Origin of the sequence: Anaerocolumna aminovalerica, assembly GCF_900115365.1 — a bacterium.
GTDB classification, from domain to species: domain Bacteria; phylum Bacillota; class Clostridia; order Lachnospirales; family Lachnospiraceae; genus Anaerocolumna; species Anaerocolumna aminovalerica.
This window is the reverse complement of record NZ_FOWD01000012.1, coordinates 21,725-38,105: the sequence shown is the minus strand read 5'-3', so window position 1 is coordinate 38,105 and position 16,381 is coordinate 21,725. Positions and strand designations below refer to the sequence as shown.

Below are 16,381 nucleotides of genomic sequence, written 5' to 3'. Positions count from 1 at the left end.
ATTTAAATTATTTTAATACCTTAAGCAGCTCCTTGACGGCATCATCCCTCTTTGCTGCGTGGCTGCCTTTGCAGTTCCATCTGTCGTACTTCTTACCAGTTATCTTTTGAAATCATTTCAGCCTTGATTTTTTCTGTTAAGATAGGAACAATTTGGTTCAAATCACCAACAACGCCATAATCAGCTACATCAAAAATTGGTGCGTAGGGATCTTTGTTGATAGCAATAATAACATCGGATTCTTCCATGCCTGCAAGATGCTGGATTGCGCCAGATATACCAATAGCAAAATACACATGTGGACGCACCGTTTTACCAGTCTGGCCTACTTGTACTTCTTTATCCTGCCACCCGGCATCTACAGAGGCTCTGGAAGAACTGATGGTACCACCGATGGTATCAGCTAATTCCTCTAATAACTTGAAGTTTTCTTTGCTTCCAACTCCACGTCCTCCTGAAACCAGAATATTAGCTTCCTGAATATCAATCTTAGAAGAAGGTTTTTTAATTACATCAAGCACTTCAACATATTTATGATTTTTCTCAAACCCAGGATTAAATTCCTTAATATTTGCTTTCGCCCCTTCTATTTTTTTCAGTTTTTGCATCACTCCGGGACGAACGGTTGCCATCTGGGGACGGAAATTAGGGCATAGAATGGTTGCCATAATATTTCCTCCAAATGCTGGTCTTGTCATTCTTAAATATTTTGTTTCCGGATCAACTTCTAATTTGGTACAGTCCGCAGTTAATCCGGTATGTACTCTTGCTGAAACTCTCGGTGCCAGATCACGTCCAATTGCAGTTGCACCATATAATACAATTTCAGGGTTGTACCTTTCTATAACAGAATACATTCCATGGGTATAAGCTTCCGTAGTATAAATTTCAAGGGCGGGATCATCTACAAGAATTACTTTATCGGCACCGTAAGCTGCCAGTTCATCTGCTAATGATTTTACCTTGTAGCCTAGCAATACTGCTGTAACTTCTGCACCTAAATCTGCTGCCAGTTCTTTTCCCTTGCCAATTAATTCAAAAGATACATTGGTTATCTTATTATCAACTTGTTGAATGAAGATAAAGATACCTTTATTGTTTTCAAAACCCATTTATGCTCACCGCTTTCTAATTATTTTAATAGTCTTTTTTATTTATTAAATTCCTATCATAAGCTAAGAAAAGAAAATTCTAAAATATGAACTTTTCTTTTAATTTCTCCAGTATAAAATCAGCTGATTCTTCCGGATCCAAAGTTACTACCTGACCCCTTGCCTTTACACTCTTGGGGAAGGATTGGGCTACTTTTGTAGGTGAACCTTTTAAACCAATATTACTATCATCAATGGTAATATCATTCCGGTCCCATACTGTGATTTTCTTTTCTCTGTATGCATCAAAGATTCCGCCGGGTGTCATATATCTGGGTTCATTCAGTTCAGCAAGTGCAGTGATCAAACATGGCATCTTGGCTTTTACAATATGGTATCTGTCTTCATATTGCCGTTTTACGATTATATAGTCTCCATCAACTTTAATTTCTTCTGCATAGCTTATATTAGGAATATCAAGATGTTCCGCTATCTGGGGACCAACTTGGGCGGTATCGCCGTCAATTGCCTGACGTCCTGTTATAACTACATCATATTCCAAGTTATGAATAGCTGCTGCAAGGGTAGATGAGGTAGCCCAGGTATCCGCTCCCCCAAAAGCTCTGTCTGTTACTAGATATCCTTTATCTGCACCCATTGCAAATGCTTCCCGAATTACTGCTTCTGCTTGAGGAGGTCCCATGGATATTACAGATACTTCAGCTCCCAATTCATCTTTCAACCTTAAGGCTGCTTCTAAACCAGCTTTATCATCGGGATTTATAATACTTGGTACCCCATCTCTAATCAGAGTACCTGTAACCGGATCAAGTTTTACTTCATTGGTATCTGGAACCTGCTTTATACAAACTATGATTTTCAATCTTATCACTCCTTTGAATTAGTTAAATTTATAACAAACTTCCCGAAATAACCATGCGTTGCACTTCAGAAGTACCCTCATATATTTCAGTAATCTTTGCATCCCGCATCATTCGTTCCACATCATATTCTCTTGTATATCCGTATCCGCCATGAAGCTGAACAGCCATACTGGTGACTTCACTTGCTGTTTCAGAAGCATATAATTTGGCCATTGCTGCTTCAGTGGAATATTTCTTCTGCGTATCCTTAGCGATTGCTGCTTTATATACTAATAATCTGGCTGCTTCCACCTTAGTAGCCATACTGGCAATTTGGAATTGGGTATTTTGGAACTTAGAAAGAGGTTTACCAAATTGTTTTCTTTCTTTTACATAAGCTATGGTAGTTTCTAATGCACCTGCTGCAAGCCCAAGAGCCTGAGCGGCAATGCCGATTCTCCCGCCGTCAAGGGTCTGCATAGCATAACTAAAACCTTTTCCTTCCTGACCTAGGAGATTCTCCTTTGGAATTCTGCAATCGGTGAAGATTAATTCATATGTAGCGGATCCACGGATTCCCATCTTCTTTTCCTTTGTACCAAAAGTAAATCCGGGAGTACCTTTTTCGACGATAAATGCTGAAATTCCTTTTGTTCCTTTGGATTTGTCAGTCATTGCAAAAATAATGTAGATATCAGCTTCTTTGCCATTTGTAATAAATATTTTACTTCCATTTAAAATATATTCATCACCATCTAATACCGCCTTAGTTTGTTGGCCTGAAGCATCGGTACCGGCATTTGGTTCTGTTAGACCAAATGCACCTAATTTTTTACCGGTTACCAACGGTCTCAGATACTTTTCTTTCTGCTCCGGCGTACCCAAATTCTTAATTGGATCACAGCACAATGATGTATGTGCCGATACAATAACTCCGGTAGTACCGCATACCTTTGATAACTCTTCAATACATAGTATATAAGTTAAAGTATCGCAGCCTTGTCCACCGTATTCCTTAGATATAGGAATTCCCAGAAACCCAAGTTTTTGCATCTTTTCAACAGTTCCTTTTGGAAAAACTTCAGTTTCATCAACCTCTCTTGCCAGGGGTTTTACCTGCTGCAAAGCAAAGTCTCTAAATAGAGTTCTTGCCATTTCATGTTCTTTACTTAACGTAAGATCCATGTTATTCCTCCTCTCATACCTTTTCGGCATTGCTTTAATTTTGTATGTTAATATAAACTTGGAACCACATATATATTTAAAATAAATTTAAACAGTGAAATGTCTTAGTTTTTTAAAATGCTTTCTTTGCTAATTATCTCATTGTCCGGAGTTAATTATTTCATTGTCCGGAATTATATGAAACATGATTCACGTCTCATGTTTACTATAATATATGATTCCTAATATGTCAATATGTATATTTTAATTAATTCCAATCCAGGTTTTTGGTTAATATTTACCACTTAGCACCTATCTGTTTTGTTTCAATATATCTTACACTTTAACTATTATTGGGTAAGTTCATTTCATGCCATTCCTTATTTCACACTCTTATTCTGCCATTTTAGCAAGTTTAAGGATTTGTCTTTTTATTCTTTTTATAGTAATATTGCAGTGATACATTTTTTAATGATAGGAGGCGGAATTCCATGAATCAATTTTCTATGCTGATCAAGCCAGCTTCATCTCTTTGTAACATGCGGTGTAAATACTGTTTTTATAGTGATGTGTCAGAACACCGGGAAGTAAAGTCCAATGGTATTATGAATCAGGAAACTACTGATTTTCTTATAGATAGAACCTTTGAATATGTTAAAAAACCTTGTATTATTACTTTTGCCTTTCAAGGGGGAGAACCTACCGTAGCAGGATATGATTATTTTGAGTATTTTACCAGACGGGTGGAAGAAGTGAATAAGGGTCAGAATAAAATTCAGTATTCCATACAGACAAACGGTCAGTTAATGGATGAAAAGTTTTGCAAGTTATTTCGAAAATATAATTTTTTAGTAGGATTATCACAGGACGGTCCAAAAGAGTTCCATGATGTAAACCGTCTTGGTGCTGATAAAAAAGGAACCTTTGAGCATACCAATCGTGCCATTAAGCTCATGGATCAGTTTCATGTGGAATACAATATATTATCAGTTATAACAAAACAAATGGCTAAAAAACCCCAAACACTATTTCGCTATTATGAAAGAAGAAAATTTCAGTACGTTCAACTGATACCTTGCTTAAAGTCCCTTGATTTTTCACCAAATGATCCTTTAAACAAGTACGACCTGACACCACATGAGTATGCTTGGTTTTTAATAGATTTCTTTCAGCAATGGTACGTAGCTTTTAAGAATAATCAGTATATCAGCATCCGTCAGTTCGACAATTTAGTATATATGTTAAAAGGCCGGCCTGCAGAGCAATGTGGAATACTGGGACATTGCTCAGTGCAATGTGTTATAGAAGCAGATGGCAGTGTATATCCATGTGACTTTTATGTTTTGGATGATTTTAAACTTGGCAATCTAAAAGAGAATTCTTTTGAAACCATGATTCAATCTTCTGCTGCCCAAAAATTTCTTAAATTTGAGACACCTAAGAATCCCCTTTGTAAAACCTGTCAGGTATATCCTATGTGCGGAGGGGGTTGCAAGCGCTATCGCTCTTTTTATGCAGAAGAAGATAATTATTGTCCCTATCAGGACTTCTTATATCAGGTATATCCAAAGCTGGAGGAAATTGCTCGTTTTGTAAACTAGGACTTATGACCTACTTTCCATTAATTAAATATAGAAAATTTGACAAAATTCCTCTATAATATACAGAGAAGCTATCTAACCGATCAATTTATTGGGAGGAATTTTTAATGAAAAGAAAATATCTGATTATCCTATCGGTTTTATTCCTGATAATCACTGCAGGATTAATAGGATATCATTTTCTGGATACAAAGCAGCAGGATATGTCCTACCCCTCCTTTTTAGAAGCAGTTGAAAAGAAGGAAGTAGAAAAAGTTACATTTATAGAAAACAAGAATTTATTCAAAGTAAATTTAAATACAGAAGAAAATGTGGAATACCTTGTACCTAATCCTAAAACAGAGAATTTTACTGAGTACTTGTTATTAAAAGGAATCAATATCAGTTATGGTACTGATGGTTTTACCCGATTTATTCAAGTCACTTTTACCTTCCTTGTTATTGGAAGCGTCATTTGGTTAGCCAAAAGAGGAAGTACGTCCTCCAATTTAGCTGAAGATTCCAATAAGAAAAAACAAAAGAGTTCAACGGTTACCCTTGATCAGGTTGCCGGTAATGCAGAAGCTAAATTAATGGTTGAAGATGTTATTGGCTTTATAAAGAACCCGGAAAAATATACTTCTGTGGGAGCTAAAATGCCAAAGGGCCTCTTATTCTATGGTCCGCCGGGAACCGGTAAAACTTTAATGGCTAAAGCAATTGCTGGGGAAGCAAATGTTCCTTTTTATGCTATGAGCGGTTCTGATTTCGTTCAGATGTATGTTGGTGTTGGTGCCAGCCGTATTCGTAACCTTTTTAAGAAAGCAAAGAAAAGTGAAAAAGCAGTTATTTTTATTGACGAAATTGATGCCATTGGTAAAAAGAGAGCCCGCAGTCTTTCTGCCAGCAACGATGAACGTGATCAAACTTTAAACGCACTTTTAACGGAAATGTCCGGATTTCATGAAAATTCCGGAATTATTGTTATAGGTGCCACAAACAGACTGGACACCTTGGATGAAGCTTTATTAAGACCCGGCAGATTTGACCGCCAGATAGAAATTGGTTTGCCGGATATAAATGCAAGAAAAAAAATCTTATCCCTCTATGCCAAATCAAAACCTTTGGCAGATGATGTGGATTTAGAAGATCTTGCAAAATCCACCGTTTATTTTAGCGGTGCCATGCTTGAAAACCTATTAAACGAAGCTGCCATTCATGCCGCCAATGATGGTAAATCTGTTATTGGTAAAAGTAATATTGATACTGCCTTTTATACTGTTATCGCCGGTTCTCCTAAAATTGACCGAAGTTTTATTTCAGATCAGGACCGTAAGATTACCGCATATCATGAGGCAGGCCACGCTTTAACTACTACTCTTTTACTGCCGGAACATTATCTTTCAAAAGTAACCATTATCCCATCAGTAAAAGGTGCAGGGGGCTTTAACTTAAGCATTCCTAAGGATACCCTTTTCCAAACAAAGAAACAGATTGAAGCAAATATTAAAGTACTTCTTGCAGGTAGAGTCGCGGAAGAGCTCATATTTGGTGAAGATGAAATTACAACCGGTGCAAGTAACGACATTCAAAAAGCTTCTTCCTTAATCCTTAACTATATGAATAAATATGGTATGGATTCCGATATGGGACTTTTTAGTATGGAAGTTCTGGAGGAAGGCCACGATTTGGATCTGGTTAATAAATGCAGAACACAAATGAACACCTTCTATAAAGACACCAAAAAATTAATGGAAGAAAACCTAGAACTGTTAAAAAATATTGCAGAAGAATTACTTGAAAAGGAATCTTTAAATCAAGAGGATATCAATCGCATCTGCCATTAAACCTGGAGGTTGCTTACAAGTACTTCTATAATTTACTTGTTGAACTCTGCTTACAAATTCATTATAATAAACTTAACAATAAATGACCTGGGATGTTCGATTCCCTACTATTTTGAACCTACAAACACAATAAGGGATTCCTATATTCCTGCTTGGATGTCAGGCCGCCATTATGCAGCGGAAGACAGAAAATCAGGTGCGGTTACCCACCTAGCTCATGCTAGGATTCAAAATCGTAGGCCCGGCATTTTGGGAAATTTATTTGAAAGAATTATAGAAATTTTTTTTGTTATTATATCTATCTGTAGTATGGATTCCTTTAATTTAAGAATCTTAGTATCAGTTAGATTTTTATTATTAGATTTATTTCATATTAATCTTTTTCAATAATTTCTTTACTCAGATTCATTCCACGTTTATCTTTTTCAGTACTATATTCTTAACTCAGATTTATTCCACATTTATCTTTTTCAATACTATATTCTTTTAATCAGATTCCTTCCATATTTATCTTTTTCAATTCTTTTTAAATATGCTTTCTTCTAAGTACTATAAATAATACTAATATCAATTCCCTTAGTTTATTTTGTTTCTTACTTGAATTACTTACAATCTAGATGCTATAATGTGACTTATTGTTTATGAATGATAAAGTGAGGAATTGCAAATGATAAATCAAAAACAATTTACATATGGTTTTCGCAAAGGATTACCCATTGCTTTTGGCTATATACCAGTATCTTTCACCTTTGGTCTTATGGCTACCGGAGGAGGATTACCCCTATGGCTGGCAATCTTTACTTCCCTCTCTAATTTAACTTCTGCCGGGCAATTTGCCGGAACTGAATTAATTCTTGCCGGAGCCGGACTCCTTGAGATTACTCTTACTACGTTTATTATAAATATTAGATATATGCTTATGTCCTTTTCTCTGTCTCAAAAAATTGAATCAAAGATTACGGTAAAGCAAAGATTACTATTTGGATTTGGCATAACAGATGAAACCTTCACTATAGCTTCCTTAGAACAGGGTAAACTAACCTATGCTTTTATGCTGGGGTTGATTACCGGTCCTATTGCAGGCTGGACTTTAGGAACAGCAATGGGCGCTCTTATATCGGAATCATTGCCTTTATCCATAAGTAATGCTATGGGAATCGCCTTATATGCAATGTTCATTGCTATTATAGTACCTCCGTCCAAGAAATCCAGACCTATATTAATCATAGTTCTATTATCCGTTTTAATTACCATAGGGTTAAAATACATTCCTGTTTTTTCTTTTATATCCGGCGGATTTCGTATCATAATTGCCACTGTTCTCAGTGCATGTGTTGGAGCAGCTATCTTCCCTGTAAAAGAAGAATCAAAAGACAATGAGGAGGAGGTAAAAACATGTTAAAGCCTTTTATTGCCGTTCTGTTAATGGCTCTTGTTACCTATCTTCCAAGAGTATTACCTTTAGTTTTATTTCGTAAAGAAATAAAGTCAACTTTTATAATGTCTTTCTTAAAATATGTTCCCTATGCGGTATTAGGTGCACTTACTTTTCCTGATATTTTTGATTCGACCGGTGATTACATGACTGCTATTATAGGAACTATTGTAGCTTTATTCCTTGCATTTCGTGAGAAAAGCTTAGTAATTGTAGCTGTTGGTGCTATTATTGCTGTCTATGTGTCAGGACTAGTTATTTAAGAAATTTAATTACAGTTCAGCCTGTGGCATCTCATCTACCTTTTACTTATCTTTATCTTAATGTGTTCAGATTGCTCCGCTTCACAAGAAGCACTCAGCCGGCGTTTACTAATTCCCACACGGGAACATAGGAGCGCCGCTTTTTCATACAGTTTTAATAGCTTGGCTGAAAACCTAAACCTTACAGCTAATGTAAGTGGAATATTGTCTCACTATAATGTAAAATGAACTTATAAACCAAGAATTAGGAAAGTGAAGTGAGGGGTGTCTATTTATGAATTATACAGATAAATTATTAGAAGTCAGAGATTTGCATAAGTCTTATGCAAAAGGCGGTATTCCTACGAAAGCGTTAAATGGTATTACTTTTGATGTTCTTCCCGGAGAATTTTTAGGGATTATGGGGGCCAGTGGTTCAGGAAAGACAACATTATTAAATTGTATTGCTACGATTATCAAGCCAACATCCGGTCAGATTTTACTTTCCGGGACAAATATCAGTGCTTTTGGAAGTGATGAATTGGCTATGTATCGAGGAAGTAAAATTGGTTATCTATTTCAAGATTTTGCATTGTTAGATAACTTAACCGGGAGAGAAAATATACTACTCCCTTTATCTATACATGACGCAGACGTACGCTTATCAGAAAAAAAATTAAACAGTATAGCAGAGTTTCTAAAAATCACTGACGTACTTTCAAAATTTCCATCCCAAATGTCTGGTGGACAAAAACAGCGTGTTGCAGCAGCTCGTTGTCTAATCTCTGATCCGGATATTATTCTGGCAGATGAACCTACTGGGGCATTAGATACAAAAGCGGCAAGGCTTCTCATGGAAAAATTACAGGAAATCAATCGAGCAAAGAATAGAACAATTATGATGGTAACACACGACCCGAATGCTGCAAGTTTTTGTTCCAGAATACTATTTATACAAGATGGTAAGATTTTTCATGAGCTGCGCCGACAAATTCCGTCAGAAACAAGGGATGAATTTTATGACCGTATTTTACGTGTAATGGCTCAAATGGGAGGAGGCAGTGCGAATGTTCTTTAATCTTGCGTGGCGTAATGCTAAAAGAAGTCGAAATGAAAATCTGATTTATTTTCTTACGATGGTAACGGCAGTGGCTTCATTTTATATCATTCTTTCTTTAGGACAACAAGACGTTATAAGATTTTTAAGAGAGCTTGAAAGTTCTGCGGTAGAAAAATTGCTTACAACAGTAATGCCAATGGTTTATCTGTGTGCGTTATTGTTTATATTTTTCCTTGTTGTGTTTGCAAATAAATATCAACTGGAATGTCGCAGCAGAGAATTGGGACTTTACCTGATGTTTGGCATGAAAAAAAAACGTCTCTTCTTCCAACTTATGATGGAGGGGTTTATTACATCTCTTTTAGCCCTTTTCGGCGGAATTATTTGTGGTAGCTTTTTATCAGAAATCATTAGCCTTGCCACTGCACGTTTGGTTGGTCAAGGAATCATTACACACCAATCCAGTTTTTCTATTGGTGCAGTTATCTGGACGACCATTGGACTTTTACTTATTCAAGCATTAAGTTTGTTTATATTAGGTGGAAAAACCTTCAAACGAGAAGTTCATCAGCTACTTTATGGAGAAATGGTGAAAAAACAAAACACAGGGACAGCCAGTGGCGGCCTTTTTACACTACTTGTTGGTGTTATATTATTAGCCGTGGCATATTGGGTTGCTTTGAAACATTTTTTTGCTGCTGGAGGAGCAATGCTTTTTGTTGCCGTGTTATTCGGCATTGCAGGAACACTTCTGTTCATTCGTGGACTGGCGAGATTATTAAGTTTGTTTGCTGGTTCTATAAAAAACAAATCAACAAAGGGACTTTATACTTTTACATTGCGACAATTACAGGAGAATGTTGTATGCAAATATGTTTCAATTAGTGTCGCATCTCTTTTAATGATGTTTACAATTATGTTGATTGCGGATGGTTCATCAAGCATTATGACATACAGAAAAAATTTGAGCAGAGGTTCTTCTGTTTATGATTTTACTGTGATGGGTGACGATATGATGGTGGAACAATATCTTTCTTCAGAAAAAATGAAACCTTATGTCGCACATTTGAACCGTATGGAAACCGGAAAGATAAAAAAGCCAGAAGCAGGTAGTATAAATTCTTTTGTGGATTGGTCAAAATTCAGAGCAGAAATTGTACAGCATTTACCATCAGATGTAGTTGATCCTGCTACACAGGATACAGGAAGTTATACAATGGCTCCCGACAATCCCCCTGCATTGAATATCTTAGGCATTATAGATACTGGCAGCTACACACCATACCTAGTTCCGGCATCGACATATAGTCGGCTATTAGAAGCGTCAGGAGAAACTCCTTTGATACTCGGTGAGGACGAAGCTGTATTTTATATAAATCCTGATTTTATAGGTTCTGCACAGGAGGATGAAAGTTCCATGCTAGACGAGATTTTTTCAAAGGCAAAATCGACAAATACACCACTTCTTTCGATTGACGGTAAACCATTCTTTTTTACTTCATCTGTGACTATGAAAGGTCTGACTGCTGATAAAAATATTCGTGTTACTTCTGCATTGATTGTTTCAGATGAAGTATTTGAAAAGTATGTAGACCAAGATACTTGCATGGTCTATTGGCACTTTTGTATTCCAGGAGAAACGGCTAATGAAAAGGGCTTAATGAAATCCATTATGGACGCAAACCATTTATTGAAACCATCCGGTTTTGTTTATGAAAGCTACCTAAACAATTTTGGGCGTCAGCTATTTTATGTGATTGCGGGAAGTTATACCTCTTTATATATGGGATTTATGTTTTTAATCATCGCCTGTGCACTTCTTTCTTTACAATTTTTAACGCAAATGCAAGCAACCAAAGAAAGATATTTAACATTATCAATGTTAGGTGCAAATCATAAGCAAATGAAAAAATCCATTAACAAGCAAGTGCTATGGTACTTTCTGCTTCCGCTTTTACTGGCGTGCATAAGTGGTTCTGTCGGATTGTTTGCTATGCAAAAGCATCTTCATTCTTCTCAGGCAGCGATTGTACAATCCTATCCACTTATGTTTATAATGGCAGGTAGCGTTATTGTTGTATTGGTAATTTATGCAGTCGCAGTTGCACAGACAGCAAACCGTGAAATAGGAAAACTAAAATGGAAAATAAATTCCTAAATAGTGCGTATGCTATTATCGTGATTAAGAAAGGAGGCGGTTCTATTGGCACGGATTATTGTGGTTGAAGATGATATATACATGAGAGAAGAATTGATTGACCTTTTGAATAAATCTGGATATGAGGCATTATCAATATCCAATTTTGAAAATCCAGTTTCTCATATACTGGAACTTGCTCCTGATTTAATATTACTGGATATAAATTTACCCTATCAATCAGGTTTTGAAATCTGCAAATCTCTAAAGGCTAAAGGCGTGGGTAACATATTGATGTTGACCGCAAGAGATAAATTGCAAGATGAATTACACGCTTTGGGTTTAGGTGCAGATGATTATTTAACAAAACCGTGTAACATGGAACGCTTGTTGGCTCGTATCAAAAATCTGTTGCGTAGAACCTCAGAAAATGAACATCAAGGTTTATTGGATGGTGGAAATTTTAGGATCGATCCTAATACTTTTACAATCTATATTGACAAAACTTCTTATATCTTACCTCCGAATGAGGGGAAACTATTGCTTACCTTACTGAAAAATAGCCCTAATGTCGTCACGAAATCTGAATTGTGTCACGCCATTTGGAACACAAATGAATTTATAGATGAAAATGCACTACAAGTAAATTTTACTCGATTGCGTAAAACTTTACGTAATTTTGGTATTGATGACCCCATTGAAACGGTGCGGGGACAAGGCTACCGATTGAGAGAGTGGGTGAATTTGTGAAAAAAATGCATACTGTTTTCACCTATATTTCTTCCTGTAAGATTTGGTTGATTTCAATGATCTGTGTTGATGTTTTATTTTTGTTTTTTGCATGGGTAGCGTACCCGGGGGACTTACTTAAACTTGCAGGGCTTATGCTTTTTGTTATTCTATCTGCGTTTATCATCCCCCTTACACTTATCATTAGAAAACACAAGCAAGAGAACATTGCATTTCAGAGCTTTTTGTTAGAACCGGATGAAACAAATGAGTATTTGCTAAGTGAATTTGTATCTCCATCATTACGCCCATATGTTCATGAACTTGGGCAGTGTTTAAGAGAAAAACAAGCAGAAATAGAGGCGCGAAATATACAGGTTACAGATTACGAGTATTATATCGAAAACTGGGTACATGAAATCAAAAAGCCATTATCGCTAATGACATTGTTATTGGATAACAGAAAAGATGAAATCTCCCCTCGTGTTCACACAAGAATGTTATATGCTCGTGACCACATCAAACAAGACGTAGAGCAAATTCTTTATTTTTCTCGTCTTGGTGCTGTGCATAAAGATTATTACTGGGAGCCACTGTCAATTAACAACATCTGCAAAGAAGCTGTTACAGATAATTCTACACTTTTAGATGAGGCCGGCTTTCAGATTGAATATTCAGATGAAGATTATTTTGTTGTATCCGATCAAAAAGGGCTTATGTTTATTTTGGGACAGATTATTAGTAATAGTGTGAAATATTCAGATGAAAAAACCACTCCATTACTTCGTTTTGAAGTGAAAGAAAATACAGATACACAAAAAATTATTTTGTCTATTAATGACAATGGTTTAGGTATACCGCCATCTGATTTACCGTTTATTTTTGATAAAGGATTTACAGGCGATACAGGAAGTTATTTGAGCCGATCTACGGGAATGGGATTGTACCTGGTTCAGAAAATGGCTGATGATTTGAATATTAGAGTTCATGTTCAATCTCATAATTTAGGCTATGACAAAGGTACAGCCTTCTCATTGATTTTTCCAAAAATAAGTGATTATCGAGAAGGATAAAAAATTAGCAACCATCATGGGCCAAATTGCAGTAATTTTCCCTTACAGTATCAAAAGAAATGCCGAAAACCTGCAAAAAACGTAAATGTTTGTGCAAGTTTCCGGTGTTTTACTTATTCTTGTCCAGTACCAAATCACAATTGACAAGAACAAATTTTTCTACTATTTTTAATAGTTTCTTCCAAAAGGAGTAAGCCAAGTTCCAGCTTTCTTTGCCTGAATATTACTACTTTTTTACCCTTCATAAAATGACTTGGCATTTTGTAAAACTATATTAAGGTGATTAACAATAGCCTCTTTTGCTCTTTTTTTATCTCTTTTAACCAAAGCTGCAACAATAGCTAAATGCTCTCGATATATTTCTTCTCTTCTGCTTCCTTTTTTCGTTGTTTGTGAAGTTAATTCATCAATTACATCATAATAGGTATTAATAAAATTAACAAACATTACATTACGAGATAATTCCGCAAGTCTATAATGAAAATAATAATCAATCGAACGTTGTCCTGCCTTCTCATCCGTTATAGATAATAAATCGTACAATTCGGCAATCTCTTCATCAGAAGCAGTATCTATAATCTTTTCTACTACTTTTTGTTCAATACATTCACGCATTTCTATTAAATCTTCATAAGTAGCTTTTTTTAAGCTAATTCCCTTGGAATTGTTTAAAAGCGTCATAACTTCAGGATTAACAAAGGTTCCCTCTTTTGGCTTTCGATAAATGTAATTTCTGGCTTGCAATATTATGAGGGCTTCTCTTAATATCCCCCTACTGACAGAGAATTCTTCTGCCAATTCTATCTCATTTGGCAACTTTTCTCCTGGCTTTAGGGTACCGTCTTTTATTTTATCCATGATTGTTCTTACAATCTTATCGGACAATTTTTCATTGGTAATAGGGGAAAATCTCATAAACTTCGCTCCTTATATGAAATTGAATCTACCTGATTCATAAATTAATACTCTTCAATTATAAAATCACCAAATAATGTTCTTCCCATTTGTAAGGAACCACAGCCATACATTCCATAAACAAAATCATTATCTGATATTTCTAAAACCTTTTTCCTATCTATATATAGTGTAATGTTACTATCTACTGCCTCTAAAGTCAACTCATAAGTTGTACCGAAAGACCATATATAACCAATTTCCGCCATTTTTTTATACCCAAAATTATTTTTATAAATTGCTATTTTATTTTCCTTATCAAATCCGGCAATGTAACCTCGCATAGCTCCCTGAGCCCTAATCATTAGCATGTGACTTTCTCCGTGAACAGGAGTTACAAAAGTCTTTATTTTATAATTTTTACTATGATAGTTTCCTGCATATGCAAAGGCAGGCTCACATCTCATTAGGCTTAATTGACCTCCTTCTTTTGCCCATGCACCATGATCCACGGAAAAAGGAGTAATGGTACCAAACTCTTTCCGTTGCTTCTCAATTGCTATGGAATATTTACTTTTACCGGAGATTATAAACTGATCCAGATATATAAATCCTAAGGTCTTTGCCTTTGCAATGGAATATCCTTCCATCACTATGCCAACCTCATCAATCAAATCTCCATCCGTATCAGGGATTGTAAAATCGACATCAATCCATTGATCCTCTACCAGTTTTATATACCCTTGCAAATGCTCCTTTTTATCACTCATAGTCCTAATATAAGGTGCTATTCCAAGTGTTTCCCAACCATTCCATTGTTCTAAAAAGAGCTTCATGGAAACCTTTTGTCCGGAATAAACGGTAGGCGTAAGTACCGGCATATAACGTTCATCAGAGAATTCATCTCTTCTATAAAATGGTTTATAGTATAACTTACATTGATTTCCACGTGTCATTCTGTCTACCAATATTTTTAAGGATCCCTTTCCTTCATAAGCTCTCTCTGTTGTATAACTTGCAGTGCAGAAAAAGGAATCTGATAAACGCATATTATGAGTAGAGCCAGGGAGTTCAAAATCAAAGTACACCTCTCCGGGTTTATAGGAACTTACTACTTCAGAAGGTGGTTCCTCACCTACTAGTTGATAACCCAGTAACGCTATTTCCTTTGCATAGGTTGGTACATCTAATATATTTAAATAACCGGATATTCCGGACAAGATTATTCCATCATTAATGGGTTCCCTATAATGCTTCGGTAAAGCCTCTATACCGCACATCACACCAAGTATGGTACCTACATTACCGGCATTACAATCCGTATCCCAGCCGCACATAGTTGCAATCTCTATGGTTCTTGCAAAATCACCATTACCATAGATCATAGCTAAAGCACATACTCCTGCATTGGGTATTATATGGCATACCCCACCATATTTATCATAACCCCAGTCGCGAACCAGCATATCATAGCAATCACGCCAATTTTCGTGTTCTTTATGAAATTCTAGAACAGCATGAACTACCTTAGCATAGGTGGAAGCTTCCGGTATTTCCGATAGTCCGGTTTGAATGATTTCCATTATATCATTGCATGCAAAAGCCTTTGCTATACAGGCGCAAAAGAATCTTGCACCATATAATCCTTCACCATCATGGGAAACACTTGCCGCTGCCTCTCCAAAGTCTGCTGCCTTTGTTGGATTACAAGGATTCACAAGTCCCCATGTATCAATAAAGATTTGTCCTCCAATCTGTTCGGCTAATATTTGACCATTTTGTAACATGGAACCTGATTGAGGAGCAGATATTCCATGTTTTAAATTCAGATATGCAGTATGTTCTGTACTAATTCCATATCCTCCCCACCAAAACATACCTATACCTTCTCTTGCATAATTTAGCCAGGCTCGGGCTACGTCCTGGGGTTTTAGCAGACCATTTTTTGCATCATCATACAAAGCACGTAAAAAATAAACCGGTCCATTTACATCATCATCGGCACCAAAATTTTTATATTCTTTTATATATCCGGTAATTTCCCCATAGGTATTTCTTATTCTGTCATAGGTCCATAATGTTGGTTCAACAGGAGCTCCTAAACGGATTCCTATGTTCATACCTAAAAAACCGGCATAGACTTTTTCTAAGTATTGTTCCGGTATCATATACTACCTCCTCGTTCTACTGTCATCATTGGGATTAGTTGCTTTCAGAGTTTTCAATGAGAAGAATCCCATAAGATTAGAGATTTTTCAGTTCCTCA

At 36.2% G+C, this 16,381-nt stretch carries 13 protein-coding genes and 1 other RNA gene; 9 read left to right on the top strand and 5 right to left on the bottom strand.

Translation table 11 applies throughout. The features are described 5' to 3' along the window. Positions 1 to 92 precede the first annotated feature (92 nt). From BM183_RS08515 to BM183_RS08505, 3 genes are all read right to left on the bottom strand, one after another. Positions 93 to 1,112 (bottom strand): electron transfer flavoprotein subunit alpha/FixB family protein, encoded by a 1,020-nt coding sequence (locus BM183_RS08515; RefSeq protein ID WP_091686108.1) that lies wholly within the window; start codon positions 1,110 to 1,112, stop codon positions 93 to 95. A gap of 79 nt (positions 1,113 to 1,191) precedes the next feature. Next, complete coding sequence (locus BM183_RS08510) at positions 1,192 to 1,974, bottom strand: electron transfer flavoprotein subunit beta/FixA family protein (protein WP_091686107.1); 783 nt, start codon at positions 1,972 to 1,974, stop codon at positions 1,192 to 1,194. 28 nt (positions 1,975 to 2,002) lie between these two features. Further along, positions 2,003 to 3,139, bottom strand: coding sequence for an acyl-CoA dehydrogenase (locus BM183_RS08505; RefSeq protein WP_091686105.1), 1,137 nt, complete (start codon positions 3,137 to 3,139; stop codon positions 2,003 to 2,005). Between the two features lie 470 nt (positions 3,140 to 3,609). On the opposite strand from BM183_RS08505, the gene BM183_RS08500 reads away from it, so the two are divergent. The 9 genes from BM183_RS08500 (at position 3,610) to BM183_RS08460 (ending at position 13,221) form a co-directional block, all read left to right on the top strand. Then, positions 3,610 to 4,719, top strand: coding sequence for a radical SAM/SPASM domain-containing protein (locus BM183_RS08500; RefSeq protein ID WP_091686103.1), 1,110 nt, complete (start codon positions 3,610 to 3,612; stop codon positions 4,717 to 4,719). 107 nt (positions 4,720 to 4,826) lie between these two features. Then, positions 4,827 to 6,545 (top strand): ATP-dependent metallopeptidase FtsH/Yme1/Tma family protein, encoded by a 1,719-nt coding sequence (locus BM183_RS08495; protein WP_091686101.1) that lies wholly within the window; start codon positions 4,827 to 4,829, stop codon positions 6,543 to 6,545. 81 nt (positions 6,546 to 6,626) lie between these two features. Next, positions 6,627 to 6,805: non-coding RNA, 6S RNA (ssrS, locus tag BM183_RS08490), on the top strand. A gap of 407 nt (positions 6,806 to 7,212) precedes the next feature. Then, positions 7,213 to 7,947: an AzlC family ABC transporter permease gene (locus BM183_RS08485; RefSeq protein WP_091686100.1), complete on the top strand. Its 735-nt coding sequence runs from the start codon at positions 7,213 to 7,215 to the stop codon at positions 7,945 to 7,947. Further along, the gene (locus tag BM183_RS08480) at positions 7,941 to 8,243 is read left to right on the top strand and encodes an AzlD domain-containing protein (RefSeq protein WP_091686098.1); all 303 of its coding nucleotides are present in this window, start codon (positions 7,941 to 7,943) and stop codon (positions 8,241 to 8,243) included. The genes BM183_RS08485 and BM183_RS08480 overlap by 7 nt, the downstream gene beginning before the upstream one ends. 274 nt (positions 8,244 to 8,517) lie before the next feature. Then, entirely contained in the window at positions 8,518 to 9,300 is a 783-nt protein-coding gene (locus tag BM183_RS08475) for an ABC transporter ATP-binding protein (protein ID WP_091686097.1), read from the top strand. Then, positions 9,290 to 11,440 carry an FtsX-like permease family protein gene (locus tag BM183_RS08470; protein ID WP_091686095.1) on the top strand — a complete coding sequence of 717 codons (2,151 nt, stop codon included), beginning with the start codon at positions 9,290 to 9,292 and terminating at the stop codon, positions 11,438 to 11,440. Before BM183_RS08475 ends, BM183_RS08470 begins: the two co-directional genes overlap by 11 nt. Positions 11,441 to 11,485: 45 nt before the next feature. Then, on the top strand, positions 11,486 to 12,169 hold the full coding sequence (locus BM183_RS08465; RefSeq protein ID WP_091686094.1) for a response regulator transcription factor: 684 nt from the start codon (positions 11,486 to 11,488) through the stop codon (positions 12,167 to 12,169). 5 nt (positions 12,170 to 12,174) lie between these two features. Beyond that, on the top strand, positions 12,175 to 13,221 hold the full coding sequence (locus tag BM183_RS08460) for a sensor histidine kinase (protein WP_330392378.1): 1,047 nt from the start codon (positions 12,175 to 12,177) through the stop codon (positions 13,219 to 13,221). A gap of 234 nt (positions 13,222 to 13,455) precedes the next feature. On the opposite strand, the gene BM183_RS08455 is transcribed toward BM183_RS08460, so the two are convergent. Together BM183_RS08455 and BM183_RS08450 are read right to left on the bottom strand one after the other, a co-directional pair. Continuing rightward, positions 13,456 to 14,136, bottom strand: a complete 681-nt coding sequence (locus BM183_RS08455; RefSeq protein ID WP_091686090.1) for a FadR/GntR family transcriptional regulator — start codon at positions 14,134 to 14,136, stop codon at positions 13,456 to 13,458. Between the two features lie 44 nt (positions 14,137 to 14,180). Further along, the gene (locus BM183_RS08450; RefSeq protein WP_242960931.1) at positions 14,181 to 16,283 is read right to left on the bottom strand and encodes an ADP-ribosylglycohydrolase family protein; all 2,103 of its coding nucleotides are present in this window, start codon (positions 16,281 to 16,283) and stop codon (positions 14,181 to 14,183) included. Between the last annotated feature and the right edge of the window lie 98 nt (positions 16,284 to 16,381).